At 63.1% G+C, this 14,472-nt stretch carries 14 protein-coding genes; 8 read left to right on the forward strand and 6 right to left on the reverse strand.

All coding sequences use genetic code 11. The features are described from left to right. Window positions 1-56: 56 nt before the first annotated feature. Together ACIPIJ_RS05815 and ACIPIJ_RS05820 are read right to left on the reverse strand one after the other, a co-directional pair. On the reverse strand, window positions 57-710 hold the full coding sequence (locus tag ACIPIJ_RS05815) for a hypothetical protein (RefSeq protein WP_401073696.1): 654 nt from the start codon (window positions 708-710) through the stop codon (window positions 57-59). Window positions 711-836: 126 nt separating this feature from the next. Beyond that, window positions 837-1,655, reverse strand: coding sequence for a pyruvate, water dikinase regulatory protein (locus tag ACIPIJ_RS05820; protein ID WP_012313507.1), 819 nt, complete (start codon window positions 1,653-1,655; stop codon window positions 837-839). A 176-nt stretch (window positions 1,656-1,831) separates the two neighbouring features. On the opposite strand from ACIPIJ_RS05820, the gene ppsA reads away from it, so the two are divergent. The 8 genes from ppsA to ACIPIJ_RS05860 all read left to right on the forward strand — a co-directional run bounded on the left by ppsA (window position 1,832) and on the right by ACIPIJ_RS05860 (window position 9,984). Next, window positions 1,832-4,207: a phosphoenolpyruvate synthase gene (gene ppsA, locus ACIPIJ_RS05825; protein ID WP_401073698.1), complete on the forward strand. Its 2,376-nt coding sequence runs from the start codon at window positions 1,832-1,834 to the stop codon at window positions 4,205-4,207. Window positions 4,208-4,309: 102 nt separating this feature from the next. After that, window positions 4,310-5,302, forward strand: coding sequence for an alpha/beta fold hydrolase (locus tag ACIPIJ_RS05830; RefSeq protein WP_401073701.1), 993 nt, complete (start codon window positions 4,310-4,312; stop codon window positions 5,300-5,302). Window positions 5,303-5,459: 157 nt separating this feature from the next. Further along, the gene (rraA, locus tag ACIPIJ_RS05835) at window positions 5,460-5,951 is read left to right on the forward strand and encodes a ribonuclease E activity regulator RraA (protein WP_401073704.1); all 492 of its coding nucleotides are present in this window, start codon (window positions 5,460-5,462) and stop codon (window positions 5,949-5,951) included. Between the two features lie 27 nt (window positions 5,952-5,978). Further along, complete coding sequence (locus ACIPIJ_RS05840) at window positions 5,979-6,974, forward strand: zinc transporter ZntB (RefSeq protein WP_401073706.1); 996 nt, start codon at window positions 5,979-5,981, stop codon at window positions 6,972-6,974. 93 nt (window positions 6,975-7,067) lie between these two features. Next, window positions 7,068-7,331: a CrfX protein gene (locus ACIPIJ_RS05845; protein WP_401073709.1), complete on the forward strand. Its 264-nt coding sequence runs from the start codon at window positions 7,068-7,070 to the stop codon at window positions 7,329-7,331. Between the two features lie 2 nt (window positions 7,332-7,333). Beyond that, window positions 7,334-8,158 (forward strand): mechanosensitive ion channel domain-containing protein, encoded by an 825-nt coding sequence (locus ACIPIJ_RS05850; protein ID WP_401073711.1) that lies wholly within the window; start codon window positions 7,334-7,336, stop codon window positions 8,156-8,158. Between the two features lie 113 nt (window positions 8,159-8,271). Next, window positions 8,272-8,838 (forward strand): RNA polymerase sigma factor SigX, encoded by a 567-nt coding sequence (gene sigX / locus ACIPIJ_RS05855; protein ID WP_401073714.1) that lies wholly within the window; start codon window positions 8,272-8,274, stop codon window positions 8,836-8,838. A gap of 111 nt (window positions 8,839-8,949) precedes the next feature. Next, window positions 8,950-9,984 carry an OmpA family protein gene (locus ACIPIJ_RS05860; RefSeq protein ID WP_401073716.1) on the forward strand — a complete coding sequence of 345 codons (1,035 nt, stop codon included), beginning with the start codon at window positions 8,950-8,952 and terminating at the stop codon, window positions 9,982-9,984. 83 nt (window positions 9,985-10,067) lie between these two features. On the opposite strand, the gene cobA is transcribed toward ACIPIJ_RS05860, so the two are convergent. From cobA to ACIPIJ_RS05880, 4 genes are all read right to left on the reverse strand, one after another. Further along, complete coding sequence (gene cobA / locus ACIPIJ_RS05865) at window positions 10,068-10,808, reverse strand: uroporphyrinogen-III C-methyltransferase (protein WP_401073719.1); 741 nt, start codon at window positions 10,806-10,808, stop codon at window positions 10,068-10,070. A 27-nt stretch (window positions 10,809-10,835) separates the two neighbouring features. Beyond that, the gene (locus ACIPIJ_RS05870) at window positions 10,836-12,503 is read right to left on the reverse strand and encodes a protein kinase (RefSeq protein ID WP_401073722.1); all 1,668 of its coding nucleotides are present in this window, start codon (window positions 12,501-12,503) and stop codon (window positions 10,836-10,838) included. 9 nt (window positions 12,504-12,512) lie between these two features. Further along, window positions 12,513-13,724, reverse strand: coding sequence for a nitrate/nitrite transporter (locus ACIPIJ_RS05875; RefSeq protein WP_401073725.1), 1,212 nt, complete (start codon window positions 13,722-13,724; stop codon window positions 12,513-12,515). Window positions 13,725-13,889: 165 nt separating this feature from the next. Next, the gene (locus ACIPIJ_RS05880; RefSeq protein WP_401073728.1) at window positions 13,890-14,465 is read right to left on the reverse strand and encodes an ANTAR domain-containing response regulator; all 576 of its coding nucleotides are present in this window, start codon (window positions 14,463-14,465) and stop codon (window positions 13,890-13,892) included. Window positions 14,466-14,472 lie beyond the last annotated feature (7 nt).

The following is a 14,472-nucleotide window of genomic DNA, read 5'->3' on the forward strand; positions in this document are numbered from 1 at the left end:
GAAAAAGCCCCGGCAGTGATGCCGGGGCTTTTTCATTTGCCCGAGGGCACGATGCGTCAGTTGAAGAACGCCGCCAGGCGTGCCGTCCAGGCATGCGTGGCTTTGCGGCTCATCGGGAATTTGAGAATCGGTCGGTCAGGGTCAGCCACCGTCAGCTCGATGGCGAAATCCTTGAGCCGAACCGTGCGCTCGAACGTCGGGGCGCTCATGCCGGAGGCATTGACCTGACGGGTGCCGCCACCCATTTCCATGCTCTCAGACGCGCGCCAGGTCACTTGCCAACCGATGACCCAGGAATAATCATGGATGCGGTAACTGTCATCGATCAGCGAGCAGACCGCCACCTTGCGGTTCTTAGGGTCGAATACCACGAAACCCGGTGACGGGTAGCCCAGCAGGTGTCCGGCATCGAGAGCAAGCCCTTCGCTGGCGTTGATTTGAGCCACCAGCGCCTTGCTTTGCACCTGCAACTGGGCAAGGAACCTGAACGATACCGTGAAGATCGCTGCGGCGATCAGTAGCGCCAGCATGGTTCCACTGGTCAGCAACTGCCACAGTGAGGCATGCGGCATTTTCGCGGGGCCGACATCGAACAGTGCCAACAGCATCGACAAGCCCAGGCCAGCAGTTGCCAGGCCGGAAAGCCCGGCCACCGGAATGGCCAGGCCGGCCAGCGCGCCCACTGCGGCACCTTTCATGAAACGCGACATACAACACCTCCTTGTGAGATTGATTCGCGGGCGATTCTATTACGCTTGCCGGGCCTCTGTCAGGCGCGGCCATGCTCAGGCCGTGACTCATTCACGGGCGCTTTGACGGGCGTGTACTGTCGGGGGCTACTTGAAGCGCCGCTCCACACCTTTCTCCACCAGGATCTTCGCCGAAATCTCTTCCACCGAAAAATGCGTGGAATTGATGTTGGGAATGTTCTCCCGGCGGAACAGGCTCTCGACCTCACGTACCTCGAACTCGCACTGGGCAAAGCTCGAATAGCGGCTGTTGGGCTTGCGCTCGTGGCGGATGGCGGTCAGGCGGTCGGGGTCGATGGTCAGGCCGAACAGCTTGTTATGGTGTTTTTTAAGCACCGCCGGCAACTGCAGGCGCTCCATGTCGTCTTCGGTCAACGGGTAGTTGGCCGCCCGGATGCCGAACTGCATGGCCATGTACAGGCATGTCGGGGTCTTGCCGCAACGTGACACGCCCACCAGGATCAGGTCGGCCTTGTCGTAGTAGTGGGTGCGCGCGCCATCGTCGTTATCGAGGGCGAAATTCACCGCCTCGATGCGCTCCATGTAGTTGGAATTGCCGCCGATCGAATGCGATTTGCCGACGGAATACGACGAATGGGCGGTCAATTCCTGCTCAAGCGGGGATAAAAACGTCGAAAAGATGTCGATCATGAAGCCGTTCGACGTCGCCAGGATCTCGCGGATGTCCTGGTTGACGATGGTGTCGAAGATGATCGGGCGCATGCCGTCGCGTTCGGCGGCCGCATTGATCTGCTGCACCATGGTCCGCGCCTTGTCCGGCGTATCGATGTACGGGCGGGTGAATTTGTTGAACGGAATGCTATCGAATTGCGCGAGCAGGCTTTGGCCCAGGGTTTCGGCTGTGATGCCGGTGCCATCGGAGATAAAGAACGCGGTTCGTTTCATTTGCGATCTGGGCCTTAAGCTGATGACGTTTCTTGGATATGATAAGTTCGGTTTGCCGAATGCGGCTGTCGGCATTCTCACTTATTTTCCAGGTACAGGCCACAAGCGCCCGGCCCAGTCAAAAGGCAGGCGGGCGCCCTTTGAGCTTTTCCAATACAGTTAGTGGAGAGATCACCTTGGTAGAGTACGTAGTTTCCCTCGATAAGCTCGGCGTCCATGATGTGGAGCATGTGGGGGGCAAGAACGCATCCCTGGGCGAGATGATCAGTAACCTCGCCGGTGCCGGCGTGTCGGTGCCGGGCGGCTTTGCCACTACGGCTCAGGCGTACCGTGACTTTCTCGAGCAGAGCGGGCTGAACGACCGCATTCACGCCGCGCTCGATGCGTTGGACGTGGACGACATCAATGCCCTGACCAAGACCGGCGCGCAGATCCGCCAATGGGTCATGGAAGCCGAGTTCCCGGCGCGCCTGGATTCGGAAATCCGTACGGCCTTCGCCGAAATGGCCGCCGGTAACGACAACATGGCCGTCGCCGTGCGCTCCTCGGCCACCGCCGAAGACCTGCCAGACGCCTCGTTCGCCGGCCAGCAGGAAACCTTCCTCAACATCCGTGGCGTCGACAATGTGATCCGCGCGGCCAAGGAAGTGTTCGCCTCGCTGTTCAACGACCGTGCCATCGCCTACCGCGTGCACCAGGGCTTCGACCACAAGCTGGTGGCCCTGTCGGCCGGCGTGCAGCGCATGGTCCGCTCCGAAACCGGCACCGCCGGCGTGATGTTCACCCTCGACACCGAGTCGGGCTTCCGCGACGTGGTGTTCATCACCGGCGCCTACGGCCTGGGCGAAACCGTGGTGCAGGGTGCAGTCAACCCTGACGAATTCTACGTACATAAAAACACCCTGCAGGCCGGCCGCCCGGCCATCCTGCGCCGCAACCTGGGCAGCAAGGCGATCAAGATGATCTACGGCGACGAGGCCAAGGCCGGTCGTTCGGTCAAGACCGTCGAAGTCGACCGTGCCGAGCGTGCGCGCTTCTGCCTGAGCGATGCCGAAGTCAATGAACTGGCCAAGCAGGCCATGATCATCGAGCAGCACTACCAGCGCCCGATGGACATCGAATGGGCCAAGGACGGTGACGACGGCAAGCTGTACATCGTCCAGGCCCGCCCTGAGACCGTGAAGAGTCGTGCCAGCGCCAACGTCATGGAGCGCTACCTGCTCAAAGAGAAGGGCACCGTTCTGGTTGAAGGCCGCGCCATCGGCCAGCGCATCGGGGCCGGCAAGGTCCGCGTGATCAAGGACGTGTCCGAAATGGACAAGGTCCAGCCGGGCGACGTGCTGGTTTCGGACATGACCGACCCGGACTGGGAACCGGTGATGAAGCGGGCCAGCGCCATCGTCACCAACCGCGGCGGGCGTACCTGCCACGCGGCGATCATCGCCCGTGAACTGGGTATCCCGGCCGTCGTGGGTTGCGGCAACGCCACCCAGCTGCTCAAGGATGGCCAGGGCGTAACCGTGTCTTGCGCCGAAGGCGATACCGGTTTCATCTTCGAAGGTGAACTGGGCTTCGACATCAAGCAGAACTCGGTCGATGCCATGCCGGAGCTGCCGTTCAAGATCATGATGAACGTCGGCAACCCGGACCGCGCGTTCGATTTCGCCCAGCTGCCCAACGCCGGTGTCGGCCTGGCGCGCCTGGAGTTCATCATCAACCGCATGATCGGCGTGCACCCCAAGGCGCTGCTGAACTACGCCGGCCTGCCGCCGGAGCTTAAAGAAAGCGTCGACAAGCGCATCGCTGGCTACGACGACCCGGTCGGTTTCTACGTCGAGAAACTGGTCGAGGGCATCAGTACCCTGGCGGCAGCCTTCTACCCGAAAAAGGTCATCGTGCGACTGTCGGACTTCAAGTCCAACGAATACGCCAACCTGATCGGCGGCAAGCTGTACGAACCGGAAGAAGAGAACCCGATGCTGGGCTTCCGCGGTGCTTCGCGTTACATCAGCGAATCGTTCCGTGACTGCTTCGAGCTCGAATGCCGTGCGCTCAAGCGTGTGCGCAACGAAATGGGCCTGACCAACGTCGAGATCATGGTGCCGTTCGTGCGTACCCTGGGCGAAGCCAGCCAGGTCATCGACCTGCTCGCCGAAAATGGCCTGGCCCGCGGCGACAACGGCCTGCGCGTGATCATGATGTGCGAACTGCCGTCCAATGCGATCCTCGCCGAAGAGTTCCTGGAATTCTTCGACGGCTTCTCCATCGGTTCCAACGACCTGACCCAGCTGACCCTGGGCCTGGACCGCGACTCGGGGATCATCGCTCACCTGTTCGACGAGCGAAATCCGGCGGTGAAGAAACTGCTGGCCAACGCCATCCAGGCGTGCAACAAGGCCGGCAAGTACATCGGCATCTGCGGCCAGGGCCCATCGGACCACCCGGACCTTGCCAAGTGGCTGATGGAACAAGGCATCGAAAGCGTGTCGCTGAACCCGGACTCGGTGCTCGAGACCTGGTTCTTCCTGGCCGAGGGCCAGGGCGCGGCCTGATGTGGTAAAACGCGGGGGTGCGTCTGGCGCGCCCCCGCCTGGTTTTTTCCAGGGCGAGCTCCAGCAATGGACCCCGCCCTTTTTTGTGCACCAAGCTACCTTATGCAAAGCAGCAGCACTCTATTTCCCGTGGCCCTGCTCAGTGCCGAACGCCGCGGTGACCTCAGCGAAGACGTGTACCGGATCAAGGCCGGCAACAGCCCTGACCCCAGCGTCGAGTTGGCCGTGACCCGCCTGGGCCTGGCCGACCAGGGCGGTGCCCAGGGCGTGCCGGTCATTCTCCTGCACGGCAGTTTTTCCAACCGGCGCTTCTGGTATTCGCCCAAGGGCATTGGCCTGGGCGCCCACCTGGCACGCGCGGGCTTCGATGTATGGATCCCGGAGATGCGCGGCCATGGCCTGTCGCCACGCAATCGGCACTGGCGGCACAACCGGGTGGCCGATTATGCCCGTGATGACCTGCCGCTGATTGCGGCCTTCGTGCAGGAGCAGTCCGGCAAGGCACCGCACTGGATTGGCCACTCTTTGGGCGGTACCACCCTGGCGGCAGCCCTGGGCGGTGGTTTTCTGCGCCCGGAGCAGGTCGCCAGTGCCGCGTTTTTCGGCACCCAGATCAGCCGGGTGTACTGGCCGCTCAAGGTGCCGCCTGTGACGTGGGGGGCGAAGCTGCTGCTCAAGCGCTGGGGGCAGATTTCCGGCCCGCGCTTCAAGCGTGGGCCTGAGGACGAGCCGATCGGCCTGGCCCTGGAAAGCATGCGCTGGCACGGCCTGTTCGGGCGCTTCGGTGACAAGGACCATGACTGGTGGGCTGGGCTGGCCGACGTGGATGTGCCGGTGCTGGCAGTGGCCGGTGCAGGCGACTTCCAGGACCCGGTGTGGGCCTGCCGCAAGCTGTTCGACCAGTTGGGCGGCGAGCGCAAGCAGTTCCTCAGGCTGGGCCGCGAGGAAGGCTTCGAGGCCTTCGGGCATGTCGACATGCTGGTCAGCAAGGCGGCGCAGACGCAGGTGTGGCCGTTGGTAGAGCGATGGTTGCGTGACCCGAGGGTGCCGGTGCATGCGTCAACGGTGGTCGCGGAGCCTGTCCCGGTCAGCTGATCCTGTGTTGGCTTTACTGGCCTCTTCGCGGGCAAGCCCGCGAAGAGGCCGGGGTAGACGAAATGCAGATGACCGCTCAGTCCCGGATGACTGCGACAGCCTCCCCGGTGTAGCCTTGGCCGACACCCGCATTCGTTGTGACTGACAGGAGCTTCCCATGCAGCATTACGTAACGCCCGACCTGTGCGACGCCTACCCGGACCTGGTGCAGGTGCTGGAACCGATGTTCAGCAACTTCGGTGGCCGTGATTCGTTCGGCGGCCAGATCGTTACCCTCAAGTGCTTCGAAGACAACTCGCTGGTCAAGGAGCAGGTCGAGCTCGACGGCAAGGGCAAGGTCCTGGTGGTCGATGGCGGCGGTTCGCTGCGCTGTGCGCTGCTGGGCGACATGCTCGCCGAAAAAGCCGCCAAGAACGGCTGGGAAGGTCTGGTGGTCTACGGCTGCGTGCGTGACGTGGACATCTTGATCCAGACGGGCGTTGGCGTGCAGGCGCTGGCCAGTCACCCGAGAAAAAGCAACAAGCGCGGCGTCGGTGAGCTCAACGTGCCGGTCACCTTCGCCGGCGTGACGTTCCGTCCGGGCGAATACGTCTATGCCGACAACAATGGCGTGATCGTCTCGCCAAGCCCGCTGAAAATGCCGGAGTGATGCGCCGCACGCGCTGATGGAGCTTTGATGTTCGAGGAAGACAACGCGCAGTGGGGGCTGGTGCATGCCCTGGTGCTCGATGGTAAAGGCGGCGCGCGCTCGATCGCCCGGACCGAGCTGGACGGCCTGCAGTTGCAGCCTCAGGAGAGCCTGTGGCTGCACTGGGACCGCAGTCACCCACAAACCCGCACCTGGCTTCTGCAAGAGAGCGGCCTGAGCGAGTTCGCCTGTGACCTGCTGCTGGAGGAGAATACCCGTCCTCGCCTGTTGCCGCTGGCCGATGAACAGCTGTTGCTGTTTTTGCGCGGGGTCAACCTCAACCCGGGCGCCGAGCCCGAAGACATGGTCTCGGTGCGTATTTTTGCCCAGGCGCAGCGGGTCATTTCGCTGCGCTTGCGGCCGTTGCGGGCCAGTGACGAGATGCTCCAGCTGCTGGACGAGGGCAGGGGGCCGAAATCGGCGTCCGAACTGTTGCTGCTGATGGGCGAATTGCTGACCGAAAAGGTCCAGGGGCTGGTCAGCGATTTGTCGGAGCTGGTCGACCTGGAGGAAGAAAAGGTCGAATCCGACGAACGGTACACGCCTGAGCAGGGCAGCCTGCAGCAGATTCGCCGCCGCGCCGCCGGTTTGCGGCGTTTTCTTGCCCCGCAACGGGAAATCTACGCCCAGCTGTCGCGCAGCAAATGGAGCTGGTTCGCCGATGCCGATGCCGACTACTGGAACGAGCTGAACAACAGCCTGATTCGCTATCTGGAGGAGCTTGAGCTGGCCCGCGAGCGCGCGGCGCTGGTGCTGGAGAGCGAGGATCGGCGGCGCAGTGAGCGTATGAACCGGACGATGTACCGCTTCGGCATCATTACGTGCATCTTCCTGCCCATGAGTTTCATCACTGGGCTGCTGGGCATTAATGTCGGCGGCATCCCGGGCGCTGAGAACCCCTATGGCTTCCTGTTTGCCTGCATCGTCGTACTGGGGCTGGCGGTGGGGCAGTGGTGGCTGTTTCGACGGCTGCGCTGGGTGTGAGCGTGTCGATTCAATTTGAAACATTGGTGCCAACGCGATGTGTGACCCATCGCCCTGCACCCTCGTCTCTGACTGACACTGCGCGAGGTGCACATGCACGATCCGTTTGAAGAATCCCTGCGTGACCTGCTCAAGGCGTCGCCCTCCGGTAAGGATCGGGACGACGCCGCGTGCCTGGGTCGCGTGCTGAAAACCGCCAACCGCCAGGTTGGTGCGGGTGATCTGTTCAGCCTGCTTGGCCGCTGGAGCCAGGCGCTGCTGATCGCCGTGAACAACGGCTCGGCGCACGTTGCGCCGGTGCGCCGCCATTCTGCCCGTAACGCTGCCGCTGGCAGCAAAGCTGATAAGGCCGATTGAATATGGAACTCGATCTCTGGACCCAGAGCCTGGTCACTGCCATGACCGCCCTATGGACCAAGGTAGCGAACTTCATCCCCAACCTGTTCGGCGCGCTGGTCGTGGTGCTGCTCGGTTTCGTGGTGGCCAAGCTGCTCGATACGCTGCTGTCCAAACTGTTGGCCAAGTTCGGCCTGGACCGCCTGATGGCCGGCACCGGGTTAACCAAGATGCTCAGCCGAGGCGGCATCCAGGTGCCGATCTCGACCTTGATCGGCAAGATCGTCTACTGGTTCGTGCTGCTGATCTTCCTGGTCTCTGCCGCTGAGTCGCTCGGCCTTGAGCGGGTCTCGGCAACCCTCGACATGCTCGCCCTGTACCTGCCCAAGGTGTTTGGCGCCGCGTTGGTGCTGCTGGCCGGCGTGCTGCTGGCGCAGGTGGCCAACGGCCTGGTGCGTGGCGCCGCCGAAGGCATCGGCCTGGAATACTCCGCCGGGCTTGGGCGTATCACTCAGGGCTTGGTCATCATCATCAGCATTTCGGTGGCCATCAGCCAGCTCGAGGTGAAAACCGATCTCTTGAACCATGTGATCGTGATCGGGCTGATTACCGTTGGTCTGGCCGTTGCGCTTGCGATGGGCCTCGGCAGCCGCGAAATTGCCGGGCAGATTCTGGCTGGCATCTACGTTCGCGAACTTTACCAAGTCGGCCAGCAAGTGCGGATTGGAGAGGTCGAAGGGCAGATCGAGGCGATTGGCACGGTGAAGACGACGCTGTTGACCGATGATGGCGAACTGGTGTCGCTGTCTAACCGCGTGTTGCTTGAGCAGCGTGTCAATAGCCGCTAACCGCACAAAAGCTGTTAATGTATGCCGCCGCAAAAATCGGCCCACGTGGCCGAGCGGCGACATTGACCTGACTGTCGGCCAGATCCGTTTTGAATAAAGTCTATTCGCCGCCCATGCGTTACGACCCCCGCGAGCTCACCGACGAGGAGTTGGTGGCGCGTTCGCATGAGGAGCTGTATCACGTTACCCGCGCCTATGAGGAGCTCATGCGGCGCTACCAGCGAACCCTGTTCAACGTCTGTGCGCGTTATCTGGGGAACGACCGGGATGCTGACGATGTCTGTCAGGAAGTGATGCTGAAGGTGCTGTACGGTCTGAAGAACTTCGAGGGTAAATCCAAGTTCAAGACCTGGCTCTACAGCATTACCTATAACGAGTGCATCACCCAGTACCGCAAGGAGCGCAGGAAACGTCGGTTGATGGATGCCTTGAGTCTTGACCCTGTTGAAGAGGCGACTGAAGACAAGGCACCGAAACCCGAAGAAAAGGGCGGGCTGGACAAGTGGCTTGTGTATGTGAACCCGATCGATCGGGAGATCCTGGTGCTGCGCTTTGTCGCGGAACTGGAATTCCAGGAGATCGCCGACATCATGCACATGGGTTTGAGCGCAACGAAAATGCGCTACAAGCGTGCGCTAGACAAGCTTAGAGAGAAATATTCGGGTATGGATGAAACTTAGTCCTACGCAAATATCTCTAACCAACCGGCGAGTTCTGCTAGACTTGCCGTCGAGTTGTCCCCCGTTTTGTTGGTGGGACTGCTTAACTATCACCAGATGGGGATTTAACGGATGAAATTGAAAAACACCTTGGGCTTGGCCATTGGTTCGCTCGTAGCCGCCACTTCGATTGGCGCTATGGCACAAGGTCAAGGCGCCGTCGAGACTGAAATCTTCTACAAGAAAGAATTCTTCGACAGCCAGCGCGACTTCAAGAACGACGGCAACCTGTTCGGCGGTTCGGTTGGTTACTTCCTGACCGACGACGTTGAACTGCGTCTGGGCTACGACGAAGTGCACAACGCTCGTGGCGAAGACGGCAAGAACATCAAGGGCTCGAACACCGCCCTGGACGCCGTTTACCACTTCAACAACCCGTATGACGCAATCCGTCCGTACGTTTCCGCTGGTTTCTCGCACCAGTCGCTGGGCCAGACCGGCCGTGGCGGTCGTGACCACTCCACCTTCGCCAACGTTGGCGCTGGCGCCAAGTGGTACATCACCGACATGTTCTACGCCCGTGCCGGCGTTGAAGCTCAGTACAACATCGACCAGGGCGACACCGAGTGGGCCCCGAGCGTTGGCGTTGGCCTGAACTTCGGCGGTAGCCCGAAGCAAGCCGCAGTCGCTCCAGCTCCAGTTGCTGAAGTCTGCTCCGACAGCGACAACGACGGCGTTTGCGACAACGTCGACAAGTGCCCTGACACCCCAGCCAACGTTACCGTTGACGCTGATGGCTGCCCGGCTGTTGCCGAAGTCGTTCGCGTTGAGCTGGACGTCAAGTTCGACTTCGACAAGTCGGTCGTCAAGCCTAACAGCTACGGCGACATCAAGAACCTGGCTGACTTCATGAAGCAGTACCCGCAAACCACCACCGTGGTTGAAGGTCACACTGACTCCGTGGGCCCAGACGCTTACAACCAGAAGCTGTCCGAGCGTCGTGCAAACGCTGTCAAGCAGGTCCTGACCCAGCAGTACGGCGTGGAATCCACCCGTGTTGACTCGGTTGGCTACGGCGAAACCCGTCCGGTTGCCGACAACGCCACCGAAGAAGGCCGTGCTGTCAACCGTCGCGTTGAAGCTCAGGTAGAAGCCCAGTCCAAGTAATTGGCCTGAAGCTTCAATGAAAAACCCGGCCTCGGCCGGGTTTTTCTTTGCCTGGGTTTTGTGCTGCCCACATGGGCGCAGCACTACCCTGCAGCGGCCACGAGTTCTCGTATCACCCGCTCCCCAACCACCTCGCCAATCACCAGGATCGCCGGGCTGCGCAAGCCGAACGCCCGCGCATCCTCCAGCATCCCCCGCACATCGCTGCGGCATTCGCGCTGCTCAGGCAGTGACGCATTCTCGATCATCGCCACCGGCATCCCCGGCGCCATGCCCCCCTCCAGCAAGCCCTGACGAATCTGCTCCAACCGCGCCACGCCCATGTATACCACCAGGGTCGTCCCGCCTTGCGCCAGTGCCATCCAGTTCAGCTCGCTGTCGTCCTGGGTGTGCGCCGTCACCAGCGTCACGCCGCGGCTCACCCCGCGTGAGGTGAGTGAAATGCCGCACTGGGTTGCCCCGGCCAGGCCTGCGGTGATGCCATTGACCACTTCCACCTCGATGCCATGCCCTTGCAGCCACAGTGCCTCTTCGCCGCCGCGGCCGAAGATGCACGGGTCACCGCCTTTGAGCCGCACCACGCATCGCCCTTGCCGTGCGTGACGCAACATCAGCCGCTGGATGAACGCCTGCGGCGTGGAACGGCAGCCGCCACGCTTGCCCACGGCAATCACCCGGGCTTGTGGGCAGTGTTCCAGCACGGCCGGGTTGACCAGGTCGTCGATCATCACCACATGCGCGTGTTGCAATGCGCGCACGGCCTTGAGGGTGAGCAGCTCGGGGTCACCAGGGCCGGCACCGACCAGCCAGACTTTCGCATTCATCAGGGTTTCCTCATCGGCAAGGTGGGCTCAGCCCTTGAGCAGGCAGAGCAGCAGTATCAGGTTGAGCACCAGGGACAGCAGGGCCAGCGTGCGCCAGACCTTCAGTGGCTCGCGTTCGAGCAGGGGGCGAGGCAGGCTGCCCTGCGCCTGGCGGTCGCCGCGTTCGAGCAGCAGTAGCCACTGCTCTGCGGTTTCAAAGCGCTGCGCCGGGTCTGCCGCCACGGCTTGCTGCAGGTTGTGCTGCAGCCATTCGGGCAAGTCGGGGCGATAGCGCGCTGCATTCAACGGCTGGCCAAAGCGCGGGCGTTGGAAGGCCTCGACTTCGCCGTAGGGGTAGTGCCCGGTCAGCAGGTGGTAGAGCGTGACGCCTGCGGCGTACAAGTCCTGGCGTGGGCTTGGCGGCTGCCCTTCGAACGCTTCCGGGGCGATGAACGAAGGTGTGCCCGGCAGATCATGCTGCTGGTCTTGCGACAAGCCTGGGCAGTACGCCAGGCCGAAGTCCAGCAGGCGCAACTGGCCGTCGTCGCCCAGGTGCAGGTTGTCGGGTTTGATGTCGCGGTGCAGCAGGTTGCGCCGGTGCAGTACGCCAACGGCCTGCAGCAGCTGGCGCGCCACCTCCAGCCACTGGGCCAGCGGCAGCGGGCCTTGCTCGGCGACGTGCGCGGCCAGCGTGCGGCCCTTGTGCTCGCGCATGACGTAGTAAAGGTGTTGGCGCTGGCTGGCGGCGTGCAGCTCGGGGAAGTGGCGGCCGGCAACCCGGCGCAGGAACCATTCTTCGAGCAGCAACGCTTGTGCCGCCCCCAGTTCGTGTTCGCGTTCTGCGGGCAAGGTTTTCAGCAGCCAGGGCTGGCCCAGGCCATCGCGCACGCGGTAGAGCAGCGACTGGCGGCTGTGTGCCAGGCGCGTTTCGACCTGCCAGCCGTCGATCACCTGGCCGTCGCGCAGCCCGCCAGGCAGCGGCCATTGCTGCAATTGCACCAGGGTGTCGCCAAGGTTGGCCGGGCCGAGCTGCTCGACCCGCACCAGCAAGGCGCTGGCGTTGTCCTGGCTGCCATTGTGATGGGCGCTGGCGACCAGGGTGTCGGCGGCCAGTTGCAGGTCGGGCTGCTCGCGCAGCACGGCCTGAATGTGTTGGTCGCCCAGGCTGGCCCAGACCCCGTCGCTGACCAGCAGGTAGCATTCACCGGGCTGCAACTCGCCGTCCAGATAGTCGACCAGCAGGTGTTGGTCCAGGCCCAGCGCCCGTTTGAGCACGTGCTGCATGCCGGGTTGGTCCCAGACATGGTCTTCGCTCAGGCATTGCAGGCGGTCGGCGTGCCAGCGGTAGGCGCGGCAGTCGCCTACATGGGCAAGCGTGAAGCGGCGCCCGCGCAGCACCAGGGCGCTGAGGGTGGTCAACAGCGGTTGGCTGCCCTGTGCGCGCAGCCAGCGATTCTGCGCCAACAGCAGGCGGTCCAGGGCCTGGGCCACGCCCCAGGTGGCGGGCGTGGCGTAGTAGTCCATGGCCAGCGCCTGCAGGCTGGCGCGTGCCGCCAGGCCGCCGTCGGCGCACTGGCTGACGCCGTCGGCCAAGGCAAACAGGTAGCCCTTGCTGGCGGCCAGCTCCGGCGCCGGGGTGACCAGGCGCAGAGCGTCCTGGTTTTCGGCGCGTGGCCCGGTGGCACTGGCTTGGGCGAAACTCAGTTGCAGGCTCATCGGTGTGCCTCAGACCCGCGCTGCGGTGACCGCCGCCGAGCCCCAGGTGGTGCGCCAGCGTTGTTTGACCCCGTGCAGGCCGAACCATGCCAGCAGGCCGAGGCTGGCGAACAGCCACAGGCCGAGCTGATAGTCGCCGGTGTGCTGCTTGATGGTGCCCAGGCCGGCGGCCAACAGGAAGCCACCAATGCCACCGGCCATGCCGATCAGCCCGGTCATCACGCCGATCTCCTGGCGGAAGCGTTGCGGCACCAGCTGGAACACCGCGCCGTTGCCGGCACCCAGGCCGAGCATGGCGCTGACGAACAGGGCCAGGGCTGCGGCGGCGCTTGGCAGGTTGAAGCCGACGGCGGCGATGCAGATGGCGGCCACGCTGTACATGCCCAGCAGGGTGCGGATACCGCCGAAGCGGTCGGCCAGGGCGCCGCCCAGTGGACGCATCAGGCTGCCGGCAAAGACGCAGGCGGCGGTGTAATAGCCGGCGGTGATCGGACTAAGCCCGTACTGGTCGCTGAAATAGCCCGGCAGGGCGCTGGCCAGGCCGATGAAGCCGCCGAAGGTGACACTGTAGAAGAACATGAACCACCAGCTGTCACGATCACCCAGCGCCTTGAGGTAATCGGCCATGGCCTTGGGCTTGGGCCGTTGTGGTGCATTGCGTGCGAGCAGGGCGAACAGCACCAGGGTCAGCACCAGCGGGATCACGGCGAAGCCGAACACGTTGTTCCAGCCAAAGCCTGCGGCCAGCACCGGGGCCAGCAGGGCGGCGAAGACGGTGCCGGAATTGCCCGCACCGGCAATGCCCATGGCCTTGCCCTGGTGCTGCGGCGGATACCATTGCGAGGCGAGTGGCAGCGACACGGCGAACGATGCGCCGGCAACGCCGAGGAAGACACCCAGCAGCAGCGCTTGCTCATACGTGTGCACACCCATGTACCAGGCACCCGCCAGGGCCACGATGACGATCACCTGGCCAATCAGGCCGGCGGTCTTCGGTGAAAGGCGGTCGACCAGCAGGCCCATGACGAACCGCAACACCGCGCCAGCAAGGATCGGGGTGGCAACCATCAGGCCGCGCTGCTGCGCGCTCAGTTGCAGGTCGGCGGCGATCTGCACCGCCAGCGGGCCAAGCAGGTACCAGACCATGAAGCTCAGGTCGAAATACAGGAACGCGGCGAACAGCGTGGGCACATGCCCGGATTTCCAGAAGCTGGTACTCATCGAACACCTCACTCGGCAATGCAACGGAAACGAAAAGACGCCGCTACCCGGTCCACTGGCGTGGAGGGGAGAGCGACGTCTTTGTCGGGGTTAGTGGGGCAACCGCCGTTGGCTACCGGTAGCGTTTATTGAGCAAAAGCTGGGCCAACATTTGCGGTCGTCGACTCACCCCAGCATCTCGTGCATGGCAATGATCTGCTCGGCCACCTGGATCAGCTTCTGCTGGCGGCTCATGGCCTGACGGCGCATCAGGGTATAGGCCTGTTCTTCATTGCAGTCCTTCATCTTCATCAGCAACCCTTTGGCCTGCTCGATGCGCTTGCGCTCGGCCAGCTGCAGGTCGCGCGCCTGCAGTTGGGCCTTGAGCGCCTGGTCGCTTTCGAAGCGGGCCATGGCCACGTCGAGGATCGGTTGCAGCCGGGCGGCATGGATGCCTTCGACGATGTAGGCGCTGACCCCGGCCTGGATTGCCTGGCGCATGACCCCGGGGTCATGCTCGTCGGTGAACAGCACGATTGGCCTCGGTTGATCGCGGCTGACCATCACCACCTGTTCCATCACATCGCGGTCGGGTGAGTCGGTATCGATCAGCACCACGTCCGGGTGCACCGTTTCGACGCAGGCGGGCAGGTCGATGGTCAGGTCTGGCGCTTCGATCACCTCGAAGCCAGCTTCGCGCAGCGCCGCCTTGAGGCGGCCAAGCTTGTTGTGGGTGTCGTCGATCAGCAGGATGCGCAGCATGGTGGTG

It is taken from the genome of Pseudomonas sp. NPDC087185 (assembly GCF_044744955.1).
GTDB lineage: Bacteria > Pseudomonadota > Gammaproteobacteria > Pseudomonadales > Pseudomonadaceae > Aquipseudomonas.